The 21,313-nt window shown below is 46.3% G+C and carries 21 protein-coding genes; 11 read left to right on the top strand and 10 right to left on the bottom strand.

Features of this window, described 5'->3' with window-relative positions; all coding sequences use genetic code 11:
• Positions 1-151: 151 nt before the first annotated feature.
• Complete coding sequence (locus H9625_RS04015) at positions 152-400, bottom strand: hypothetical protein (RefSeq protein WP_191763079.1); 249 nt, start codon at positions 398-400, stop codon at positions 152-154.
• Positions 401-802: 402 nt separating this feature from the next.
• Here H9625_RS04015 and H9625_RS04010 point away from each other — a divergent pair, with 402 nt between their 5' ends.
• The 4 genes from H9625_RS04010 (at position 803) to H9625_RS03995 (ending at position 4,451) form a co-directional block, all read left to right on the top strand.
• Positions 803-1,090 carry a hypothetical protein gene (locus H9625_RS04010; RefSeq protein WP_013616601.1) on the top strand — a complete coding sequence of 96 codons (288 nt, stop codon included), beginning with the start codon at positions 803-805 and terminating at the stop codon, positions 1,088-1,090.
• Between the two features lie 149 nt (positions 1,091-1,239).
• On the top strand, positions 1,240-1,557 hold the full coding sequence (locus H9625_RS04005) for a hypothetical protein (protein ID WP_191763078.1): 318 nt from the start codon (positions 1,240-1,242) through the stop codon (positions 1,555-1,557).
• Positions 1,558-1,681: 124 nt separating this feature from the next.
• Positions 1,682-4,078: a BT4734/BF3469 family protein gene (locus H9625_RS04000; protein ID WP_191763076.1), complete on the top strand. Its 2,397-nt coding sequence runs from the start codon at positions 1,682-1,684 to the stop codon at positions 4,076-4,078.
• Positions 4,044-4,451 (top strand): DUF5675 family protein, encoded by a 408-nt coding sequence (locus tag H9625_RS03995; protein WP_191763074.1) that lies wholly within the window; start codon positions 4,044-4,046, stop codon positions 4,449-4,451. Before H9625_RS04000 ends, H9625_RS03995 begins: the two co-directional genes overlap by 35 nt.
• Before the next feature lie 52 nt (positions 4,452-4,503).
• On the opposite strand, the gene H9625_RS03990 is transcribed toward H9625_RS03995, so the two are convergent.
• From H9625_RS03990 to mutY, 4 genes are read right to left on the bottom strand one after another with little or no spacing between them, the layout of a single operon-like run.
• Positions 4,504-5,178: a 4'-phosphopantetheinyl transferase family protein gene (locus tag H9625_RS03990; protein ID WP_022038768.1), complete on the bottom strand. Its 675-nt coding sequence runs from the start codon at positions 5,176-5,178 to the stop codon at positions 4,504-4,506.
• Complete coding sequence (gldE, locus tag H9625_RS03985; RefSeq protein WP_191763072.1) at positions 5,165-6,502, bottom strand: gliding motility-associated protein GldE; 1,338 nt, start codon at positions 6,500-6,502, stop codon at positions 5,165-5,167. Before gldE ends, H9625_RS03990 begins: the two co-directional genes overlap by 14 nt.
• Positions 6,503-6,544: 42 nt before the next feature.
• On the bottom strand, positions 6,545-6,976 hold the full coding sequence (locus H9625_RS03980) for a single-stranded DNA-binding protein (RefSeq protein WP_022038770.1): 432 nt from the start codon (positions 6,974-6,976) through the stop codon (positions 6,545-6,547).
• A gap of 11 nt (positions 6,977-6,987) precedes the next feature.
• Positions 6,988-8,049, bottom strand: a complete 1,062-nt coding sequence (mutY, locus tag H9625_RS03975) for an A/G-specific adenine glycosylase (RefSeq protein ID WP_191763070.1) — start codon at positions 8,047-8,049, stop codon at positions 6,988-6,990.
• A gap of 178 nt (positions 8,050-8,227) precedes the next feature.
• On the opposite strand from mutY, the gene H9625_RS03970 reads away from it, so the two are divergent.
• Together H9625_RS03970 and H9625_RS03965 are read left to right on the top strand one after the other, a co-directional pair.
• The gene (locus tag H9625_RS03970; RefSeq protein ID WP_022038772.1) at positions 8,228-8,503 is read left to right on the top strand and encodes an HU family DNA-binding protein; all 276 of its coding nucleotides are present in this window, start codon (positions 8,228-8,230) and stop codon (positions 8,501-8,503) included.
• A 260-nt stretch (positions 8,504-8,763) separates the two neighbouring features.
• Positions 8,764-10,338: an Rne/Rng family ribonuclease gene (locus H9625_RS03965; protein WP_022038773.1), complete on the top strand. Its 1,575-nt coding sequence runs from the start codon at positions 8,764-8,766 to the stop codon at positions 10,336-10,338.
• A 98-nt stretch (positions 10,339-10,436) separates the two neighbouring features.
• On the opposite strand, the gene ffh is transcribed toward H9625_RS03965, so the two are convergent.
• The 3 genes from ffh to H9625_RS03950 form a co-directional block, all read right to left on the bottom strand.
• Complete coding sequence (gene ffh, locus H9625_RS03960) at positions 10,437-11,762, bottom strand: signal recognition particle protein (protein ID WP_022038774.1); 1,326 nt, start codon at positions 11,760-11,762, stop codon at positions 10,437-10,439.
• Between the two features lie 166 nt (positions 11,763-11,928).
• Positions 11,929-13,251, bottom strand: coding sequence for an MATE family efflux transporter (locus H9625_RS03955; RefSeq protein ID WP_087250184.1), 1,323 nt, complete (start codon positions 13,249-13,251; stop codon positions 11,929-11,931).
• A gap of 238 nt (positions 13,252-13,489) precedes the next feature.
• Complete coding sequence (locus H9625_RS03950) at positions 13,490-13,870, bottom strand: 2-amino-4-hydroxy-6-hydroxymethyldihydropteridine diphosphokinase (protein WP_191763068.1); 381 nt, start codon at positions 13,868-13,870, stop codon at positions 13,490-13,492.
• A 378-nt stretch (positions 13,871-14,248) separates the two neighbouring features.
• Here H9625_RS03950 and H9625_RS03945 point away from each other — a divergent pair, with 378 nt between their 5' ends.
• The 3 genes from H9625_RS03945 to H9625_RS03935 all read left to right on the top strand — a co-directional run bounded on the left by H9625_RS03945 (position 14,249) and on the right by H9625_RS03935 (position 18,212).
• Complete coding sequence (locus H9625_RS03945; RefSeq protein WP_087398255.1) at positions 14,249-15,505, top strand: phosphoglycerate kinase; 1,257 nt, start codon at positions 14,249-14,251, stop codon at positions 15,503-15,505.
• Between the two features lie 91 nt (positions 15,506-15,596).
• A complete protein-coding gene (gene hemW / locus H9625_RS03940; protein ID WP_191763066.1) occupies positions 15,597-16,730 on the top strand; it encodes a radical SAM family heme chaperone HemW in 1,134 nt (377 codons plus the stop codon).
• Positions 16,731-16,841: 111 nt separating this feature from the next.
• Positions 16,842-18,212 (top strand): TrpB-like pyridoxal phosphate-dependent enzyme, encoded by a 1,371-nt coding sequence (locus tag H9625_RS03935; protein ID WP_191763064.1) that lies wholly within the window; start codon positions 16,842-16,844, stop codon positions 18,210-18,212.
• Between the two features lie 120 nt (positions 18,213-18,332).
• On the opposite strand, the gene H9625_RS03930 is transcribed toward H9625_RS03935, so the two are convergent.
• Together H9625_RS03930 and H9625_RS03925 are read right to left on the bottom strand one after the other, a co-directional pair.
• The gene (locus tag H9625_RS03930) at positions 18,333-18,428 is read right to left on the bottom strand and encodes a smalltalk protein (protein ID WP_013618581.1); all 96 of its coding nucleotides are present in this window, start codon (positions 18,426-18,428) and stop codon (positions 18,333-18,335) included.
• Between the two features lie 356 nt (positions 18,429-18,784).
• Positions 18,785-19,276 (bottom strand): HU family DNA-binding protein, encoded by a 492-nt coding sequence (locus H9625_RS03925; RefSeq protein ID WP_191763062.1) that lies wholly within the window; start codon positions 19,274-19,276, stop codon positions 18,785-18,787.
• An 883-nt stretch (positions 19,277-20,159) separates the two neighbouring features.
• Here H9625_RS03925 and H9625_RS03920 point away from each other — a divergent pair.
• Together H9625_RS03920 and H9625_RS03915 are read left to right on the top strand one after the other, a co-directional pair.
• A complete protein-coding gene (locus tag H9625_RS03920; RefSeq protein ID WP_191763060.1) occupies positions 20,160-20,402 on the top strand; it encodes a hypothetical protein in 243 nt (80 codons plus the stop codon).
• A 52-nt stretch (positions 20,403-20,454) separates the two neighbouring features.
• On the top strand, positions 20,455-21,300 hold the full coding sequence (locus tag H9625_RS03915; RefSeq protein ID WP_191763058.1) for a toxin-antitoxin system YwqK family antitoxin: 846 nt from the start codon (positions 20,455-20,457) through the stop codon (positions 21,298-21,300).
• The last annotated feature ends 13 nt before the right edge of the window (positions 21,301-21,313 follow it).

Here is a 21,313-nt window from a genome sequence, read left to right as displayed (position 1 = left end):
AGCACATTAGCACATTATTTATTAGCACATTGTGTTTGCCCGTCTTATAGATTTGCAAGCCATTTCTTGCCTTTCGGCGTCCTGAACCAAATCAATATGCCGATGCCTATAACGAGGCATATCGAAAATAGAATGATCAAAAAATCCATACTTATCTATCGTTTAGAATTTTATAACCTATTGCTGCAAACGTATATGTCAATGACACTCCTATTGTTGCCAATATGCCCTGTTGTATCCGGGCCTCATTCACTATAAGTGAAACTCCTCCTACCAAAGCCATTGACGTAAATACGAGCTTAGCCAAGTCAAAGAAAAATTTTCCAAGGTTTTCCCGACTTAACTTTTCTTTTTCTTTTATTTCTTTTCGTTCCTCTTGTTGCCTTACAAAGTTGTTCATAATGAATACTATCTTGCAAAGATATAAAATTTTGCCCGATAAAAAAGATTATTGAGGCAATAAATTTATCGTTCAAAAAATGGTTTAATCATATACTCTTATAAACGCATAAATTCTGAAAAGTAGACGGATAAAATGTTAAAATTGCAGATACCTCGCGGGATTAGCAAAATTCTTCCGCATTCTACCTGCCCGTGCCAGCCACGCCGTGCCTGCCACGTGGCAGTTTTTTCCCAATCCATACGCTTACCTTTGCTTCCGTAATCAACAAGAGGTACTAGTTGACCAGGTACCAGGTACTAGGTTTTCAGATACTATCGACTGGCGCCAACGAAAGTATTCAGAACCTTGTCACCTCGTCAACTTGTCACCTTGTCACTTAAAAATAAAAACGAAAGAACCATGAAAGCATTTTTGAAAATCGAGCGTTGCGGCGAGGTGTTCAGCGTGCGCAGCGAGAAGGCGGAACAGGGAACGATAAGCAAACGGGTGGTGACATTGAGCGACTGGTGCGGGCGGTACCCCGACCGCTACGTGGCGGTGATGCTGGGAGCGGTGGCAGAGGCGGACATCCATCCCGAAGACATCATCTACGGCGAACTGCGCTTCCAAACACACGACCACAACGAGCAAACCTATCAGGACATCACGCTGGTGAACTTCGTCAAGCTGGGGAACGAGGAAAACTGATTTAGATTTTCACCACAGATTACACGGATTTAAATAATTAGTTACACCGTAGGGGCGTATCGCATACGCCCGGATGCGCCAACTAATCCACGTGGATGTATTCAGGGCGTATGCAATACGCCCCTACGGTAAACTTAACACAAAGACTTATGAATATAACATTGCAGATTTCGGACGCCGCATACCAGCGGCTGGTTTCCACGGGAAGCCGAATCCAAGGGACTATCGGGCTGATTAACCCGACGGAAGGTAATTTTTCGGAACACAAGAAAGGCGTTTCAAAGCCGGGCACACGGAGCATCAAGTTGCGCCACGGAAGGGCTTCGGTGGGCGACACGCAGGTACGCCTGACGCTCCGCATCGGGCTGGACGAAGTGGACGTAATCCCCTCGCAGGTGATTGAGAACGAAAGCAAGGAGGCGAGCGCGTTCATCGAAGGGATGTATGACAATGTTTTCGGATACTGATTCACTCACCACAGATTACACAGATTAAATAATTTATTATTGACAAAATTCACCACAGTGGCACACAGAGGAAATAAATTAATTTTATTAATCTGTGTAATCTGTGGTGAAAAAAGCATACACTATGAGTTTCGGAATATCAAATAACATCAGAAGCCGGGAGGTGCGCGAGTGCACGTCCGAGCTGTTTTGGAAGGCGGTACGCTCGCCGCTGGTCGCTGATATCTGTGCGCAGATAGCGGACGGACTGGAGAAAGTAAAGCGTGGTGAAATGGTAAAGGAAGATTACGAAACCTTGAAGGCTGGATTGAAGAAAAGGCTTCCGATTTTTACGCCACACGCCACGTTTAGGAACGGAAGGAGATTGAATGCGGATGCCGTGCCTTCGGGGCTTTCGATGTATGATATTGACCATTTGCCCAGTCCGCGGGAGTATTGGGAAATGAAGAGTGAAGAATTAAGAACGAAGAATGTGCTCCGCTTTGTGGTGTTGGCGCATGTTACGCCCAGTACCGAGGGGCTGCGGTTGTTCTTCATTATCCCCGATGGGATGGACTTGGCAGGGGCACAAAAGTGGATGTCGGAGCAGTTGGGGGACGCGAATTATGACCAGAGCGTGAAGGACTTGGCACGGTCTTCGTTTGTGGTGCCGGAGGATTATATTATCTATGTGGATGAGGATAAACTTTTTAAGAATGAAGAATCTCCTTGTCACGCTGGATTGTCCGATGATAATCGTAGGGGCGTATCGCATACGCCCGAATGCGTCAACGAAAACGCCAGCGGTGATGCGCATGTGGATGATAAAGCGGATGTTTCCGGGCGTATGCAATACGCCCCTACGGAGATGGCTTTCAAGGGTGTACCTTACTCGGACATTATCCGGCATTGGTTTGCGCTTACGGGCGGCGAACCGGTGCAGGGAGAGCGCAACGACAAGTTGCATCGGCTGGCTTCGCATTTGCGCTACATTACGGATAATAACGAGGAAATTCTTTTACAGATTATGCCACGTTACGGGCTTTCGGAGGAAGAAATGAAAGGGCTGATTCATTCGGCGTGTTCGGCGAAATGGTACAGTATGCCGAAGCTGATGAAAGAAGCTTGTAGGGGCGTATCGCATACGCCCGAATGCACCAACGAGAACGCCAATGGGGATGTGTGTGCGGATGTTTCCGGGCGTATGCGATACGCCCCTACAGTACCGCCCGAATTGCCGAAAAAGCTGCCCAAACTTATCGGGCTTCTTGTGAGCCGCACCCCCGACGTGTACAAGCCTGCCGTGGCTCATGCGGTGTTTCCACCGCTCGCAACACACCTGCATAAGGTAAGATTTAAGTACATCGACAATGTGGAGCATGAAGCCACGCTGATGAACGTGCTTATGGCTGGAACGGGTGCCGGAAAGGACTGTATCTCGGAGCCGATAAACCGCATTATGGCGGACATCCGGCGCAGGGACGAAGAAAACTTGCGCAGGGAAAGGGAATGGAAAAACGAGGTGAACTCGAAAGGCTCGAACAAGGACAAGAGGCAGCGTCCGGAAGGGCTTGTGATTCAGGAAATTGATGCGGACATGACCAATCCGGCTTTCGTGATGCGTACCGCCGAAGCGGAAGGGCATTTTCTGTACACGAAACTGAACGAGATTGACCAGTTCGATGCCTTGCGCGGGTCGGGACGGGGAAACCAGCAGTTTCAAATCATGTGTTTGGCTTTTGACCCCGGAAACCGCTACGGGCAGACCCGTGTGGGGACGCAGAGTATCACCGAGAAAGTGACCATCCGGTTTAACTGGAATGCCGCTACAACTATCCTGAAAGGGAAACGGTATTTCTCGCGTGTGCTCACGGACGGGCCTATCTCGCGCATCAATTTCTGTACGATTCCGGAGCGTGAGATAGGTGCGGACATGCCGGTGTATGGCACGTATGATGCGGCGTTCGATGAAGAACTCCGCCCTTACATCGAGAACCTGAACCGTGCCACGGGGCTGGTGGATTGCCCGCAGGCTTTCCGGCTGGCGGAAAAGATGCGGAAGGAGAATGCCGAGTTCGCCACGCTCTCGCAAAGCCGTGTGTATGAAAACCTGAGTTTTCGGGCGAACGTGATTGCTTATCTCAAGGCTTGTGTGCTCTATGTGGCGAATGGCGAGAAATGGGACAAAAGCATTGAAGACTTCGTGCGCTGGTCTTTCCACTACGACATGTGGTGCAAGATGGAGTTTTTCGGGGAGGCGATAGAGGAGGCGATGAAAGAAAAAAACAGTTCTGATTCAAAGCCCGGTCGGCATAACTTATTGGAGTTTTTGCCGGATGAATTTACCCTGCAAGACGCTATCCGGTTACGGCAAAGAGAGGGGATGAATGCCGAGGGAACAAGACCCATGATTAACCAATGGATATGCAGGGGGTATATCACCCGAAACAAAATGACAAATGACAAAATGACAAATGACAATTACAAAAAACTAAAATTCAGGAGCGATGGAATTGACCTTAAACCGAATCGTAAAAGATAAGCCCTACACGTTGGGCAAGTTATTGGTGGACGGGAAAGAGTGCTGCTACACCTTGGAGCCGAAGTGGCGAAAAAGGAAAGCGAAGAAAGTGCCCGGACGCACGGCAATCCCCGAAGGGCGTTATCCGGTGGTGATAACCCGCTCACCCAAGTTCAAGCAATGGCTTCCGCTGCTGCTGCATGTCCCTAAATTTGAAGGTATCCGCATCCACGCCGGAAACACCGTAGAAGATACGGCAGGATGCATCCTTGTTGGCGAGTGCCAGGAACCGGGTATCTTGACGGACTCGTGCTTGTGGGTGGAGAAATTGAAACAACGCATTGTGGAGGCAAAAGCACGGGGTGAAGGGGTGTGGATTTCGATTAATAATTAACTAATTGAATATCCGCAAACATCCCGTGTCTTGGGCAAAATGCGGATATTCATTAAAAATATTTCTTTGCCTGCACACTCCACGTGCAGACAAAATCAGGATGAACCATATAACAGACCTGATAACTTGCCGGCGGAAAAGATTTGTATGCACCAGCAACAAAATCCCCTTGCTGCTGAAGATGAAAAGGCATGACACGCAAGTGTTCCCTGAAATCGACTTCTTCTTCTCCCATCAGCTTGTAGAGCGTTTCCTTTGCCGACCAGTGCAAGAGCATATAATATAAGGTGGAGGTACGTGAATCTCCGGCAAACCCTTTTACCGCTTCCGTCTCTCCGTCCAGCTCTTCGGCACACATGAAACGGCCGGCAATCCTCAATACCCGGTCTGCCACCTGCTCGATATCCACTCCTACTTCGGCAGACGGATGCAGTGCTACAGCCACATACCCCCTGGTGTGAGAAATCGAAAGCCGATAGCTCTGGTCTGTAAGGAAAGGTTTGCCCGAAGGAAAATGCCCGACCTGTTTCTCTTCACCGCACAATGCCTTAAGCAATACACGCACCGCAAGATACTCGGTACGGCGTGACTCTGCACGCAGTGCGGACAGTTCAGCATCGTAAGGCAATGAGTCACCCAACATCGCACGCAACTCTCCGCCGGTTTCTTCCACCTTCCAGATGGCAAACACAGCGCCATCGCTTTTCCAACTCTTAAACAGCGACATTCTTCCGGGTTACTTTTACTTTCACAATACGATGGGCATCCATCTGAAGCACTTCGAACACAAAATCCTTGCAACGGATAATCTCATGCAGTGCCGGGAACTCTCCTTTCAGTTCGAGCACCAGTCCTGCCAAAGTATCGGCATCGCCAGCCAGCTCTTCGAAATCATCCGGGTCGACATCCAATATCTTATAGAAATCGGACAGCAACGTTTTCCCCTCAAAAACATACACGTTATCCGAAACCTTTACATAGCTGCGTTCTTCTTCGTCATATTCATCATTGATTTCCCCAACGATTTCCTCGATAATGTCTTCCATCGTGACCAGCCCCGATGTACCTCCAAATTCGTCCACCACAATCGCTATATGGATCTTGTTTGCCTGAAAATCACGCAACAGGTCATCAATCATCTTGGTCTCGGGCACGAAATAGGCAGGCCGTATCAAGTTCTGCCACTTGAAAGTGTCGTCTTTTTCCAAGTAGGGCAACAAATCCTTAATATACAGAATGCCCTTTATATTATCGCGCGATTCTTCATAAACGGGGATACGGGAGTATGCATTGTCCACCACACACCTGATGACTTCTGAAAACGGGGTGCCGATTTCCAAATCTACCATATCCAGCCGCGAAGTCATTACCTCTTTTGCCGTTTCCTCTCCGAAACGGATGATGCCTTCCAGCATATTGCTTTCTTCCGAAATCTCACGTTTGTCGGTCAGCTCCAAGGCTTGCGAAAGTTCGTCCACAGAAAGGCCGGTCTTTTTATGCTTCTGCGCCATCCTGTTCACAAAAAAGGCAGAACGTACCAGAATGTCTGAAAAGGGACGGAAAATCCTACGCAGGAAGACAATGAGAGGCGCTACTTTCCGGCAGAACCCCAACGAATCTTGTGCCGAATAGATGCGAGGCATAATCTCGCCGAACAATAACAGCAGGAATGTCAAGACGATGACACAAAAGGCCAGTCGCAGCCCCTCTGCCTCTTCCCCACGCATCACATCGGAAAAGAAGAAAGCCCCCAGCACGACAATCGTCACATTGACGAAATGATTGGATATCAGAATCGTTGCAAGCAGACGTTCCGAGTCGTCCAGCAACTTACGGATACGCTTGTCGGCCGCCGATTTTTCTTCATCCACTTCTTCCCTGTCGTTTTCAGACAAGGAGAAGAAAGCTATCTCCGAAGCCGAGACAAGACCGGACACACACAATAACAACACAGCCAGCACAGCAGCTGCCAACGCTCCTACGGAAGGAGATGCAAACGTGAAGCCGCTACACCACTCTTCAATGATAGATAAACACGAGTCAGGATCCAAAACAAAAAATTTTAGTTAAACATCAGGTTTATATGCCATCGGTCAGAAAGGCAAATCATCAGAAGTGCCAGCCTGCTGCGCCGAAACATTCGCCTGCTGTGCCGCAGCAGGCTGGGAAGGGGCGGTTGCCGGCTGGGGAGAACGCGGAGTCAGCATCTCCATATTATCGGCAAAGATTTCCACCACATAACGCTTGATGCCGTTCTGGTCGTCATACGAGCGCGAGCGTATCTTTCCTTCAATATAAAGTTTGTCCCCCTTGTGTACATATTTCTCGGCAGTCTCCGCCAGTCCGCGCCACAACACGATGTTATGCCACTCCGTACGTTCGGGCACCTGCGTGCCGTTTGCCAATGTATAGGCTCTGTCTGTAGTGGCCAAAGGGAAAGCAGCTACCGCCACCCCATTATCCAAATAGCGTACATCCGGGTCTTTCCCGACATTTCCAATCAATTGCACTTTATTCAATGACATATCTAAATCGTTTACTGATTATTTGGTTTCAAAATTACAGAAAAAAAACGAGATATCAAACGCGGAACCGCAAATTTGTGCAAATCGCCGACCGGGACGCATTGGAACGCCCCCTGCGGCATCCCCCCCGGGGCGATGCGCACGACATAACAGTCGGCATAAATCACCCGATGTGACAAGACATGCTTCACCTGCTTTGCCACCAACCGCACAGACAAGATTTCGCATTCCGCAAAAAGCTGCCTGTATGCCGGCAGCACGCATACCTCTTCTTCTTCCATCGCCCGTCCGGTTTCTATCAACGGGAACTCATACAGGTTGTGCCAGATATCCCCCGCCTCCCGCTTGTGCAAGAAGGTATCCCCGCCGGCATCTATATAAAAATAAAGGAAATACCGGTTGCTCACTTTGGTTTTGTGCTGCTTGCGCGGAAGCACATCCACCAATCCTTTCTGCAATGCCATACAGCTGTCTGCCAACGGACAGAACATGCACGAAGGGGATGAGGGCACGCACTGCAAGGCTCCAAAGTCCATTATTGCCTGGTTGTACAGGGCAGGAACCGACTTTTCGAGCAACTCTCCAGCCAATGCCGCATAAAGTTTCTTGCCTTGCGTGGTGTCAATCGGTTCTTCTACCCCCAGCCAGCGTGAAAGCACCCTGTACACATTGCCGTCGACCACGGCACAAGGCATACCGTAGGCAAACGAGCAAATGGCGGCGGCGGTATAATCGCCCACTCCTTTCAATTTACGTACCTCTTCGTAAGTATCCGGGAAAGTCCCGCGCGCAGCTATCGAACGTGCCGCCTCGTGCAGGTTCCTTGCCCGTGAATAATAGCCCAACCCCTGCCAATATTTCATCACTTCGTCTTCACCGGCCGCAGCCAAAGCAAACACATCCGGAAACCGCCGGATAAAACGGCAGTAATAATCGTACCCCTGTACCACACGCGTCTGCTGGAGTATGATTTCAGATATCCATATTTTATAAGGATCTTTCGTGTCCCGCCACGGCAAATCCCGCTTGTTCTCCTCATACCAATGTATCAAGGTTTCACCGAACCGATTCATAACTTTTCCATTGCTTTTGATTAAAAACACTAAAAACATCTGCAAAATTACAGGTTTTAAGGATGCTTGAAACAGTTTTTTAAAATTTTGTTCGAAAGAAATTTTTCCATAAGCGAGAAAAGCTATATATTTGCAATCCAAAAAATTAAGATAACGTATAACAATAATTATTAGCGAAATGACTAAAGCAGAGATTGTAAACGAAATTGCCAAAAGCACCGGCATTGACAAGCAAACGGTACTCACTACGCTGGAAGCATTTATGGATTCAGTAAAGACGTCATTATCAAATGATGAAAACGTATACCTCCGTGGATTCGGCAGTTTCATCGTGAAGAAAAGAGCGCAGAAGACTGCCCGGAACATTTCAAAAAATACGACCATCATCATTCCGGAACACAACATTCCGGCATTTAAGCCAGCAAAGACGTTTACTCTTTCAGTAAAGAAATAATTAACATTAGTATTAACCCTATAAAATTTTGAAGCTATGCCAAGCGGAAAGAAAAGAAAAAGACATAAAATGTCAACTCACAAACGTAAAAAAAGACTGAGAAAGAACAGACACAAAAGCAAAAAATAATTGTTAGTCTGTCCGACTTCAATAAAGAACAAACTTGCAAAGCTCCTTCATAGTCTTTCAGGTTTGTTCTTTGTGTATTGAGAATCTTTTGTTTCAAAAAAAAGTATTAACCCGTAAACTAAGTATAACAAGTGACAAGCGAATTAGTAGTAGATGTACAGCCGAAGGAAATCTCCATAGCTCTGCTGGAAGACAAGAACCTGGTAGAGTTCCAGAAAGAAGAAAGAAACCTTTCCTTTTCCGTCGGCAATATGTACGTGGGCAAAGTCAGAAAGCTGATGCCCGGACTGAACGCCTGCTTCATAGATGTCGGTTTCGAAAAAGACGCTTTCCTTCATTACTTAGACCTTGGACCTCAATTTCTTTCTTACCAGAAGTATCTGAAACAAGTTATCAGCGACCGAAAGAAGCTTTATCCCATATCGAAGGCATCCATGCTGCCCGATATTGAAAAGGACGGAAGCATCTCGAACGTCCTGCAACAAGGACAAGAGGTTATCGTACAAATTGTCAAAGAACCCATTTCCACCAAAGGACCGAGACTGACCTGCGAATTGTCGTTCGCCGGCAGATACCTGGTACTGATCCCGTTCAATGATAAAGTGTCGGTATCGCAAAAAATCAAGTCGAGCGAAGAACGCGCACGCCTGAAACAATTGCTGCAAAGCATCAAGCCGAAAAACTTCGGCGTCATCGTACGCACGGTGGCAGAAGGGAAGCGCGTGGCTGAACTGGACGCCGAACTGAAAGTATTGCTGAAACACTGGGAAGAGACCATCACAAAAGTACAAAAGGCAACCAAAATGCCTACACTGGTCTACGAAGAGACAAGCCGCACGGTAGCCATGCTGCGCGACCTGTTCAACCCTTCGTACGAAAACATCTACGTGAACGACGAGACCGTTTACAATGAAGTAAAGAATTATGTAGCCCTGATAGCCCCCGAACGTGTGGGTATTGTCAAGCTATACAAAGGCCAGCTTCCCATTTTTGATAACTTTGCCATCACCAAACAAATCAAGTCATCGTTTGGGAAAACCGTTTCTTATAAAAGCGGGGCTTATCTGATTATCGAACATACCGAAGCGCTGCACGTAGTGGACGTGAACAGCGGTAACCGTTCGAAATCTGCCAACGGACAAGAAGCCAATGCCCTCGATGTGAACTTGGGCGCAGCCGATGAGTTGGCGCGCCAACTCCGATTAAGAGATATGGGAGGAATCATCGTTGTCGACTTTATCGACATGAATCTTGCCGAGAACCGTCAGAAACTGTACGAGCGTATGTGCCAGAACATGCAAAAAGACCGTGCCAAGCATAATATTCTGCCCCTCAGCAAATTCGGTCTGATGCAGATAACGCGCCAGCGCGTGCGTCCGGCAATGGATGTGGCTACTGATGAAGACTGCCCCACCTGCTTCGGCAAAGGAAAGATAAAGCCTTCCATCCTGTTTACAGATACACTGGAAAGCAAAATTGACTACTTGGTCAATAAGTTGAAGGTCAAGAAATTTACATTGCACATCCACCCCTACGTGGCTGCTTACATCAACCAAGGCATCATGTCGCTCAAGCGGAAGTGGCAGATGAAATACGGCTTCGGAATCAAGATTGTCCCGAACCAAAGCCTTGCCTTCCTGCAATATAAATTTTATGACGCGCACAACGAAGAAATAGACATGAAAGAGGAGTTCGAAATCAAATAGACAAGCAAACAAAGAACCTCCAAAAAACAATTATCCCCTTGCCTGCTCCTTAACAACATAAGGAAGGCAAGGGGATAATTCGTAAGATACACTTCCCGTTATTTCCGTTTCATTTTCTGCATCATGCCTGCCATCTTGCTGCCCGTTACCATCTTCATCATCTTGCGGGTCTGGTCGAACTGCTTCAAGAGGCGGTTCACTTCCTGAATGCTTGTTCCGCTACCCTTGGCAATACGGTTCCGGCGGCTTCCGTTCAGGATTTCAGGATGTGTGCGCTCTTGGGGAGTCATCGAATAAATAATTGCCTCAATGCTCTTAAAGGCATTGTCATCAATATCGATATCCTTAATCGCCTTTCCTACGCCCGGAATCATCGAAGCCAGTTCTTTCAGGTTACCCATCTTCTTGATTTGCTGGATCTGTCCCAAAAAGTCGTTAAAGTCGAACTGGTTCTTCTGGATTTTCTTCTGCAAACGCTTGGCTTCTTCCTCATCGTATTGCTCTTGTGCACGCTCTACCAACGAAACGATGTCGCCCATACCCAGGATACGGTCTGCCATACGTGCCGGATGGAAAAGGTCGACGGCATCCAGTTTCTCGCCCGTACCAACAAACAGGATAGGCTTGTTTACCACCGTACGGATGGAAAGGGCGGCACCGCCACGCGTATCACCATCCAATTTGGTAAGTACCACACCGGTGAAGTCGAGACGTTCGTTAAATTCACGGGCTGTGTTCACCGCATCTTGTCCGGTCATCGCATCCACCACAAAAAGGGTAGCATCCGGAGTGATGGCATTTTTGATAGCGGCAATCTCGTTCATCATCTGTTCGTCTATCGCCAACCGGCCGGCTGTATCGACAATAACCAGGTCATACCCTTTCGCCTTGGCTTCCTGAATGGCATTCAAGGCTATCTGTACCGGATCTTTGCTGTCCGGTTCGCTATAAACCGGTACTTCCACTTGCTCGCCCAGCACTTTCAACTGGTCGATGGCAGCCGGACGGTAAACATCACATGCTACCAGCAAGGGCTTACGGTTCTTCTTCGACTTGAACATCCGTGCCAGCTTGCCCGAAAAGGTTGTCTTACCCGAACCTTGCAGACCCGACATCAGGATAACAGCCGGACGGCCTTTCAACTCCAGTTCCACCGTATCGCCTCCCATCAGCTTCGCCAGCTCGTCGTGAACAATCTTCACCATCAACTGGCTGGGCTTCACGGCTGTCAGGACGTTCTGCCCCAGTGCTTTCTCTTTTACCGTATCGGTAAAGTTCTTTGCCACCTTATAGTTTACATCGGCATCCAGCAACGCACGACGTACATCTTTCAGGGTCTCCGCCACATTGATTTCGGTGATTTTGCCTTCACCTTTCAATATCTTGAACGACCGCTCCAGTCTTTCACTTAAATTATCGAACATAATTCTATTTACTATTTAGCGATTTACTATTTACTATTTAGCGATTTATTATTTACTATTTAGCGATTTACTATTTAATTTTTATGCCACAGAGGCACAGAGATGTACGCCGTCTCTGCACCCAATAAAAAAGCAGCGTGCAAAAATAGTAAAAAACTTGCAGGCTTCAAATCTTTTTGTTCTGCCATTTCGCTTTTTTCAGATAAATCACACTGAAAACCAACATCAAGGTATAGTAAATCACTTCGGTAGTGAAACAAATCTCCACCGGAGCCTGCACCACCATGCCGATAATGATGATATAGAGGGCATAAAACACCTGTATGCCGATTTCGAGCACCAATGCCGCCTGTGTATTACCTGTTCCCGAAATACCGTTGAAATACACATTGGAAAGTGCCGCAATCAGCATCGCCACGCACACTACATAAAGTGCCAGTTCCGATTCATGAAGCAATGCCTCCTCGCCTGTATATACCGAAAGGATGGCATGAGGAAATGCCACGCACAACACTACACAAACCACCATGATGAGGAACGACATCCGGGCGATGCGGTTCAGCAGATACATCACCTTCGACACACCTCCCGAACCGATAAGGTTACTCACCAACGAGTTCGCCGTAGTAGAAAGTGCCTGCACCGGAATAAGCAAAACGACGTAGACACTGCGCACAATATTGGCTATCGCCAGCTGGCGCTCGCCCAACCGCTCCAGTGCCATAAAAAATACGAACCAGATAGCCATCGAGAGGAAATACTGCACCATCGTGAAACAGGAAATATGCAAGATACGCACCACCATGTTCCAGTCGAACTGCCCGAAGCGGTGCAGCCCGTACTTATGAAGGTCTATCTTCGCATAGGTATATACAAGGTAAAACACCAGCGAAGACGCCTCGGCTATCACCGAAGCCAGTGCCGCCCCACGCACACCCATCTCGGGGAAACCCCACTCACCGAACACCAATACATAGTCGAGTATTACATTGACCGCAGCCATGACCACAGCACTCATCGTAAGCACTTTCGTCTTAGTAATGCCTATATAAAGGGCACGGAACATCACGTTGACAAATGCAAACAGGAACCCCCAGATGCGCCACGTAAAAAACTCGTAAGTAGCATGGTAGATATTGTCTGATGTAATGAGCAGGCGTATCAGAGGCTCGGCAAACAGATACATTGCCGCCAGCAGCACTACCGCCATCCCGAAACTAAAGGCAGAGCCCTGCCACATAATCGGCCCCACGGCATGGTAGTTCCCCTCACCATTACGCCGCGCTATAAGAATCTGCGAACCCACACTGAAACCGAAAGCCACCGTATAAATGCAGATATACAGCAGTCCACCCATAGCCGAAGCTCCCAGTGCCACTTCGCTCACATGTCCCAAAAAGGCAGTATCGGTCACGTTGATGACATTCTGTGCCAGCAATCCCAAGAAAATGGGATAAGTTACATTCCATATTTCTTTGTTCGTGTACATAACAGATTGTTTGATGATATAATTCTTGAAACAAGCGCACAAAGATACGGATTTTATACATACAAACCTAATCCTACTCTTTTCCCCAGGCCTGGAAACTGTCTCTGCTATACTATAGGTATAGATATATTTACTATTTTTCGATTTACGAAGTACGATTTTAATATCAAAATAGTAAATAGCAAATTGTCAAATCGTAAATTAATAAATCTGTGGTGATAAATCGCACAAGCCGTTTTTATATCCCCAACCCATGTAGTGCCAGGTGCACATATTTTTTTTGCATGTCGGCAGGTTTGCATACGACACCATCTATCATCAGCAGGTCAATGTCGAGTGGAATAACCCCTGTCTGCTTACTGGCAGGAGTGCGCCCGCAAGCTTTTTCTATGTCCTTGAAAAAGCTCCTCAAACTATCTGGATCCCAAGTGGTTTCAAACAGTGCCGCCCGGTTGAGATAAGGAGCATGATGTATGCTCCCTTCGGGTGCGGTCTGTATGGTTTTCCCCCATCGGATACAAGGGAAATAATGTCTTAATACTTTTTCGGCTATATTCATATGCATTTCCGCATGGTAATTCGACCCGATACACAAGACACATTGATGCATTTTTTTCATAAATAGTTCTTTTAATCTTTCCAACCTGCCAGAAACTGCCCGGAATCCATCCAAGAATAACGGTATAGCGTCCATAAATATATGAAACCGGCACTGCCTGAAAAACAGTGCAAGTTATAAAAAAGATCATAAACCCGCAAAAAGGGAGCCGAAAACATTCACTTCAGAACGGAACAGGATGATAAATACCATTCTGCAACCAGCCTGAATGACGCGCCAAACACAGACAACTTACTTTACCATACGAACCCGCCTTTTTTAAAACAAAATAACAAAGAGGCAGAAAATAATCGGGTGAAATACATGTCGGATAGTTTTTTTTCTTAACTTTGCGGTGCAACTGAAATGCAAACACTTTAAACAAAAAATATTGAGACTATGATGACTATTGACAAATTCAACTTTGCCGGAAAGAAGGCAATCGTCCGCGTGGACTTCAATGTACCTTTGGACGAAAATGGTAAGATTACCGATGACACTCGTATCCGTGGCGCTCTGCCTACCTTGAAGAAAATCTTGGCTGACGGCGGCGCTTTGATTATCATGTCGCACATGGGCAAGCCCAAAGGCAAAGTAAACGCCAAATATTCGTTGAGCCAGATTGTTGATGCTGTATCAGCAGCTCTGGGCACTCCGGTTCAGTTCGCTCCCGACTGCGCCAAAGCACAGGATGCAGCCGCAGCCTTGAAACCGGGCGAAGTATTGTTGCTGGAAAACCTCCGCTTCTATCCCGAAGAAGAAGGCAAACCCGTAGGCATCGAAAAAGAAGACCCTGCTTACGAAGCCGCTAAGAAAGAAATGAAGGCACGCCAGAAAGACTTCGCCAAGACATTGGCTTCGTATGCAGACTGCTACGTGATGGACGCATTCGGTACGGCTCACCGCAAACACGCTTCTACAGCCGTTATCGCCGACTATTTCGATGCAGACCACAAGATGCTGGGCTACCTGATGGAAAAAGAAGTGAAAGCCGTTGATAACGTATTGAAAGACATCAAGCGCCCGTTCACCGCTATCATGGGTGGTTCGAAAGTTTCTACAAAAATCGGTATCATCGAAAACCTGATGGATAAGGTAGACAACCTGATTCTGTGCGGCGGTATGACATTTACTTTCGCTAAGGCTCAAGGCGGCAAGATCGGTAAGTCTATCTGCGAAGATGACAAGCTCGACCTGGCTCTCGACATCATCAAGAAAGCAAAAGAAAAAGGTGTAAACCTGGTATTGGGTACCGACTGTATCGCAGCTGATGACTTCAAGAACGATGCCAACACACAAGTTTGCCCGGCTAACGACATACCGGAAGGCTGGGAAGGACTGGATGCAGGTCCTGCAAGCCGCGAAGCATTCAAGGCTGCTATCGTAAATGCCAAGACTATCCTGTGGAACGGTCCTGCCGGTGTATTCGAATTCGATAACTTCACAGGCGGTTCGAAAGCCATTGCAGAAGCCATTGCAGAAGCTACCAAGAACGGCGCGTTCTCATTGATTGGCGGTGGCGACTCTGTAGCCTGCATCAACAAGTTCGGCATGGCAGACCAGGTATCTTACATCTCTACCGGTGGCGGTGCATTGCTGGAAGCCATCGAAGGCAAAGTATTGCCGGGTGTAGCTGCTATCTGTGGCGAAGAATAAGAATAACATTATTTTTCAATAGAAACCCGAAAGCGTATGTATACGCATACGTTTTCGGGTTTCAACGTAGATAAACCTCATCAAGCGATATATGGCAGGCATCTACCTACACATTCCCTTCTGCAAACGCCGGTGCATTTATTGCGATTTCTTCTCAACCACTCAGGGAGGACAAACAGACCGTTATATCCAGACGCTATGTAAAGAACTGGAACAAAGGAAAGAGTACCTCGAAGGAGAAGATATCGAAACCATCTATTTAGGCGGAGGCACCCCTTCGCAATTGCAGGAAAAACACTTCGAACAGATATTCTCTACCTTATATATATATTATCCTGTCCGCCCGGATGCCGAAATCACCCTCGAAGCCAACCCCGATGATTTAAACAAGGAATATGTAACCATGCTCCGGCACTTTCCCTTCAACCGCCTGAGCATGGGAATACAAACCTTCAACGATACAACCTTACGGCTGCTGCACCGCCGCCATACGGCACAACAAGCCATTGATGCTTTCGAGCGATGCCGGCAAGCAGGCTTCGCCAATATCAGCATCGACCTGATGTACGGACTGCCCGGTGAGACACTCGCTTCCTGGAAAGCCGACTTGGAGCAAGCCATCGCCCTGCACCCCGAACACATTTCCGCCTACCACCTGATTTACGAAGAAGGCACACCCCTATGGAAACTCAGGGAAGAGCATCGGGTAAGCGAAATAGACGAAGATTTGAGTGTAAGCCTTTTTTCCGAACTGATTCATACGTTGAAAACCGCCGGATATGAACATTATGAGATTTCCAACTTCTGCCTGCCCGGAAAACATTCGCGCCATAATTCCAGCTATTGGATTGGAAAGAAATACTTGGGCTGCGGTGCTTCGGCTCATTCGTACAACGGCATCTCGCGCCAATGGAACATCGCATCGCTTGAAAAATACATGACAGGCATCGAAAACCATAAGCCTGATTTTGAAAAAGAAGAGCTCGACCTCTACACCCGCTACAATGATTTTATCATTACCAGCCTGCGCACCATGTGGGGCATGTCCCTGACCAGGCTCAAGACCGGTTTCGGAGAAAAACTATACGATTATTGTATCCACCTTGCCACACCCCATTTACAACAACATACTTTACAACAGACCGGCGATTTCCTGAAGCTTACCGAACAAGGTATTTTCATATCCGACAGCATCATGAGCGACCTGCTTTGGGTGGACGATTGAAACAAGATTGAAACAAGATTAGTCCCCTCTGGAAGAAATTTTCGTAAAAGAGGTTGCATAGTTTCACTTTTTTACCTATTTTTGGCAAAACGTTTAAAAATGTAAGTCATTATGAGCAATAAACAGAAAAGATTCATCTTACCCGAAGACGAAATACCACGCTTCTGGTACAACATTCAGGCAGATATGATAAACAAACCGCTGCCTCCCTTAAACCCTGCTACCAAAGAACCGCTCAAACCCGAAGACCTTTACCCTATCTTCGCCAAAGAACTTTGCCAGCAGGAATTGAACCAAACAGATACATGGATCGAGATACCCGAGGAAGTGCGCGACATGTACAAATACTACCGGAGCACCCCACTGGTACGTGCATACGGACTGGAAAAAGCATTAGACACCCCTGCCCACATCTATTTCAAAAATGAAAGTGTCAGCCCAATCGGCTCGCACAAGCTGAATTCGGCACTGGCACAAGCCTATTATTGCAAAAAAGAAGGCGTAAGCAATATCACAACCGAAACAGGAGCCGGACAATGGGGAGCAGCCCTGTCGTATGCAGCCAACGTATTCGGACTGGAAGCTGCCGTATATCAAGTAAAAATCAGCTACGAGCAGAAACCATACCGGCGCAGCATCATGCAGACCTTCGGCGCACAGGTGACTCCTTCACCTTCCATGTCAACCCGCGCAGGAAAAGACATCCTGACCAAATACCCTAACCACCAAGGTTCACTGGGTACAGCTATTTCTGAAGCAGTAGAACTGGCACGCACGACACCTAACTGCAAATACACTTTAGGCTCTGTATTAAGCCATGTCACCCTCCATCAGACCATCATCGGACTGGAAGCCGAAAAGCAGATGGAAATGGCGGGCGAATATCCCGATGCCATCATCGCTTGCTTCGGCGGAGGTTCCAACTTCGGCGGCATCGCTTTCCCGTTCATGCGGCACACCATCCTGGAAGGAAAGAAAACCCGATACATTGCAGCCGAACCGGCATCATGCCCCAAACTGACACGAGGCAAATTCGAATACGACTATGGAGACGAAGCCGGATATACCCCGCTGCTTCCGATGTACACATTGGGACACAATTTTACCCCTGCCAACATCCATGCCGGAGGCTTGCGTTATCACGGAGCTGGTGTCATCGTATCGCAGCTGATAAAAGACAACCTCATGGAAGCCGTCGACATCCAACAATTGGATTCGTTCAAATCCGGCTGCCTTTTCGCCAAAGTAGAAGGCATCATCCCGGCACCGGAATCATGCCACGCCATCGCTGCCACCATTAATGAAGCATTGAAATGCAAAGAAAGCGGCGAAGAGAAAGTGCTTCTTTTCAACCTCTCCGGACACGGCTTGATCGACATGAGCGCTTACGACCAATACCTGGCAGGCAATCTCACCAATTATAGCCTGAGCGATGAGGAAATAAACAAGAGCCTGGCAGAAGTGAATGAACTGAATAAATAATGCCTTTAAATGAAGAACCTTCTTGAATGAAGAACCTTCTTGAATGAAGAATGAGGAATGAAGAATGAAGAATTGCTCCGCCTGCATGGAAATTCTTCATTCTTCATTCTTAATTCTTAATTAAATACAAGATGTTACTCCCAGCGTAGTTCCGATAGCGGTCAAAATCGTGATAAGGGTTTGGATAATAATCCCCCAAATGTTTTTCTTTTCCATAGCTTAGTTTAGTTAATAGTTAACAATTAATAGTTAATAGTTTAAATCGAACGCAGAGACGCAAAAGCGCAAAGTTTTTATTAAGGTACTAGGAACTAGGTACTAGGGACTAGGTTTTGAATAGCTTTGCTAATGATTAGGGACTAGGAACCAGGTACTAGGGACCAGGTTTTAAATAGTTTTACTAATAGTATCTAAAACCTATGTCAACTAGTACCTAGTACCTAGTCAACTAAATAATGGTATCTGAAACCTAGTCAACTAGTACCTAGTACCTTGTCAACTGAAACTTGTTTCGTGTCCTCATGCCTTCTCTAAAAAAATTCTCCGCGCTTCCGTGTCTCTGCGTTCGATTTTTAAACACCCGGTTCTTCCGAGCCCGACGGCTTGCGCTTCGCCGCTTCGAGGTCCACGGTAGCCTCGCCCGCCTTCTCGGCTTTCAGGGTAGCCGCCTGTGCTATGCGGCTTGCCACGGGATTGAACTGTGCGCGGTTGATGAGGTCGTCAAAGTCCGAGCCGGGAGTGAAAATCACGTTGATGCCCGTGATGTTCGCCGCCGTAAAGTCCGCCAGCGAATCCGCGCCTTTCGACGAGAGCGAAATCCAGAAATCACCCAGCGCTCCCAGCTGCACCTTGTTGCCGTTCAGGAGCATCTCCACCAGGCACTCGCACATGTCCAGCACCACGCCCTGCACCGTGCCGCGCGAAAACGCCCCGTTGTGGTCGGCAATGTGCTTCACAAACTTGTCAAAGGTCATCAACTCGCTCATCTGAGCTTTTCCGTAGGCTTTCGACGGAGCTTCCTCGTCCATCGGGTTAGTCATCATGTAAACAGAATAGTCAATCATAGTAGTTTAGTTTAAGTTAGTTTTTTAGTTGACAAGGTACTAGTTGATTATGTTTCAGATAGTTTAGCGGGACGACTGCCCAACCATTCATTACCTCGCCCGGTACCTTGTCACCTGTATACCACAAAGGTACTGCTTCTTCTCCCGTCTGCCAAAAAACGGATGACGCTAAAGTGTAAAAATCCGTTAACAAAACGGCAATTCCGAGGAGAATCGCATTCCAATGCTGATTATCAATGACTTACTTTCCTTCCGATTGTCAACTACATTCGTCCGCCGCCGCATATATATGCGCGTGCGAATGCATATAGTTTCCCCATCCTGTGCAAATACTTGGATATGTCAACCTATAAGCAGTGACAGGTGACACTTATTGACACAATATCAAACTATCAAAGAGATTTACCCTACTTGGATTTAATTTATTTGTATAATATAATTAATTATATTATACAAATAAATTAAACACTGCAATACGTTCTCTTTATGTGTAAGAGATTGAGAATAGATGTTGTTACTGTCACCTGTCACCGCAGTACTTTATCAGCAATTGGGATTTTTTATGGCCTCTGACTATGTTAGCAAAAGGAGGCTTAGGAGATTGGGCTATCGTGATAATTTGGGTAATACTTTTAATTGTTGGATAAAACTAAGCTATTTTTTGCAGAGGAAACAAGACTATCCGGCCGTAAGCAATGTTTTCCTGCCCTGATAAATCAGAAAAGGTATGATTCATTCAATGCTTGCGTTTGTTTCCCAAATATCCAAGAGGTTGAAAAATCAGAGAATTTACTCTTATAAGTAAGAATGAAAATGGATTTTCTACCTGCTTAATTTCATTTTAATATACTGACCCATTGCATTTATAAGTTTTTTTGTAACTTTGTGGCATAAATTAAAAAGAACTGCCTATGTAACATTACAGACAAATAGACATAAAGATAAAGAAGCGTTAGCTTTATTCTTGCTTTCAGAAAATTCGCCAAAATTCAAAGATGCCGCAAGAGTAAAAGTTGATGCTCACGCCATACGGCGTGGGCTTTTACTCGTATATGTGGCAACGGTGTTTGGCGATACCTCTGAAAGCGTAGACGAAGTTATAAGTCCGCGCTTTTTTATTGTCTAAATCCAGCTATCGGACTTCCTAAATAATCTCTAATCTAATAAAAAATAAAAAAATGAGAAAAGGTAAATTTATACTATTCGTTTTACTCGCTTATTGTTTGCCCTCTTTTTCGCAAAAAATCGATACTCTCTATTATGATAATAATTGGAAAGGAGTAGAATCTAAACAATTCGCAAATTTTGTTCGATATGCTTCTTATGCAGAAAATAGCAATTATAAAAATAGATACCGGGATTACTATATTACTGGAGAATTACAGGGCGAAGGTGAATTTATTTCTATCGATAGATATGACGATAAAAATTCCGTCTTTGGCATCCAAAAAACTTATTACAAGAATGGGAACATAGCATCGGATTGCACTGTCGTCAATGGGAATGGCAAAGTCATCTTGTATTATGAAAATGGAAAAAAGAAAGAGGAATATGAACTTGCTAACGGAGAGCCCAACGGAATCGCTATAAGCTATTATGAAAACGGTTTAATACACACTAAAAGTAATCTTGCACACGGCAAGTTGGATGGAATCTTTTATCAATTTACAGAAAATGGCGATGCTTGTTCGCAAGTTGAATTTAAGAATGGTGAGTATACTAAACCTTATTATACTTATTCAACACAAAACGGATTAGTAACAAAATACAAAATAGCAGATAATAGTTTATACTTGGAAACGCCATCTCTCAATGAGAAGCAAACATATCATCAAAGAGGAACTACATGGGATTATTATATGAAAAACGGGTTGTGTATGATGGTTAATGCTTCGATTAATAAAGATTATGGCAAATACTTTACATTATATATTGTACTAACAAACAATTCAGTACAACCCATAACTTTAGATCCGTCATTAATTACTGCTTATAAAAAGAAAAAAATAAGACAGAAAGCCTGAATGTCCTGAAATC

Origin of the sequence: Phocaeicola intestinalis, assembly GCF_014837065.1 — a bacterium.
Lineage (GTDB): Bacteria > Bacteroidota > Bacteroidia > Bacteroidales > Bacteroidaceae > Phocaeicola > Phocaeicola intestinalis.
Note: the sequence above shows the minus strand (reverse complement) of the source record. Positions and strands in the feature narration are given on the sequence as shown.

Bases quoted from the DNA above. Each gene is read 5' to 3' on its own strand.
- hemW (WP_191763066.1), top strand. From the start codon at position 15,597: ATGGCAGGCATCTACCTACACATTCCCTTCTGCAAACGCCGGTGCATT.
- H9625_RS03955 (WP_087250184.1), bottom strand. From the start codon at position 13,251: ATGTACACGAACAAAGAAATATGGAATGTAACTTATCCCATTTTCTTG.
- H9625_RS03925 (WP_191763062.1), bottom strand. From the start codon at position 19,276: ATGATTGACTATTCTGTTTACATGATGACTAACCCGATGGACGAGGAA.
- H9625_RS03970 (WP_022038772.1), top strand. From the start codon at position 8,228: ATGACTAAAGCAGAGATTGTAAACGAAATTGCCAAAAGCACCGGCATT.
- ffh (WP_022038774.1), bottom strand. From the start codon at position 11,762: ATGTTCGATAATTTAAGTGAAAGACTGGAGCGGTCGTTCAAGATATTG.
- mutY (WP_191763070.1), bottom strand. From the start codon at position 8,049: ATGAATCGGTTCGGTGAAACCTTGATACATTGGTATGAGGAGAACAAG.
- H9625_RS03980 (WP_022038770.1), bottom strand. From the start codon at position 6,976: ATGTCATTGAATAAAGTGCAATTGATTGGAAATGTCGGGAAAGACCCG.
- H9625_RS03945 (WP_087398255.1), top strand. From the start codon at position 14,249: ATGATGACTATTGACAAATTCAACTTTGCCGGAAAGAAGGCAATCGTC.
- H9625_RS04010 (WP_013616601.1), top strand. From the start codon at position 803: ATGAAAGCATTTTTGAAAATCGAGCGTTGCGGCGAGGTGTTCAGCGTG.
- H9625_RS03930 (WP_013618581.1), bottom strand. From the start codon at position 18,428: ATGGAAAAGAAAAACATTTGGGGGATTATTATCCAAACCCTTATCACG.
- H9625_RS03915 (WP_191763058.1), top strand. From the start codon at position 20,455: ATGAGAAAAGGTAAATTTATACTATTCGTTTTACTCGCTTATTGTTTG.
- H9625_RS04000 (WP_191763076.1), top strand. From the start codon at position 1,682: ATGAGTTTCGGAATATCAAATAACATCAGAAGCCGGGAGGTGCGCGAG.
- H9625_RS04005 (WP_191763078.1), top strand. From the start codon at position 1,240: ATGAATATAACATTGCAGATTTCGGACGCCGCATACCAGCGGCTGGTT.
- H9625_RS03935 (WP_191763064.1), top strand. From the start codon at position 16,842: ATGAGCAATAAACAGAAAAGATTCATCTTACCCGAAGACGAAATACCA.
- H9625_RS03990 (WP_022038768.1), bottom strand. From the start codon at position 5,178: ATGTCGCTGTTTAAGAGTTGGAAAAGCGATGGCGCTGTGTTTGCCATC.
- H9625_RS04015 (WP_191763079.1), bottom strand. From the start codon at position 400: ATGAACAACTTTGTAAGGCAACAAGAGGAACGAAAAGAAATAAAAGAA.
- H9625_RS03995 (WP_191763074.1), top strand. From the start codon at position 4,044: ATGGAATTGACCTTAAACCGAATCGTAAAAGATAAGCCCTACACGTTG.
- H9625_RS03950 (WP_191763068.1), bottom strand. From the start codon at position 13,870: ATGAAAAAAATGCATCAATGTGTCTTGTGTATCGGGTCGAATTACCAT.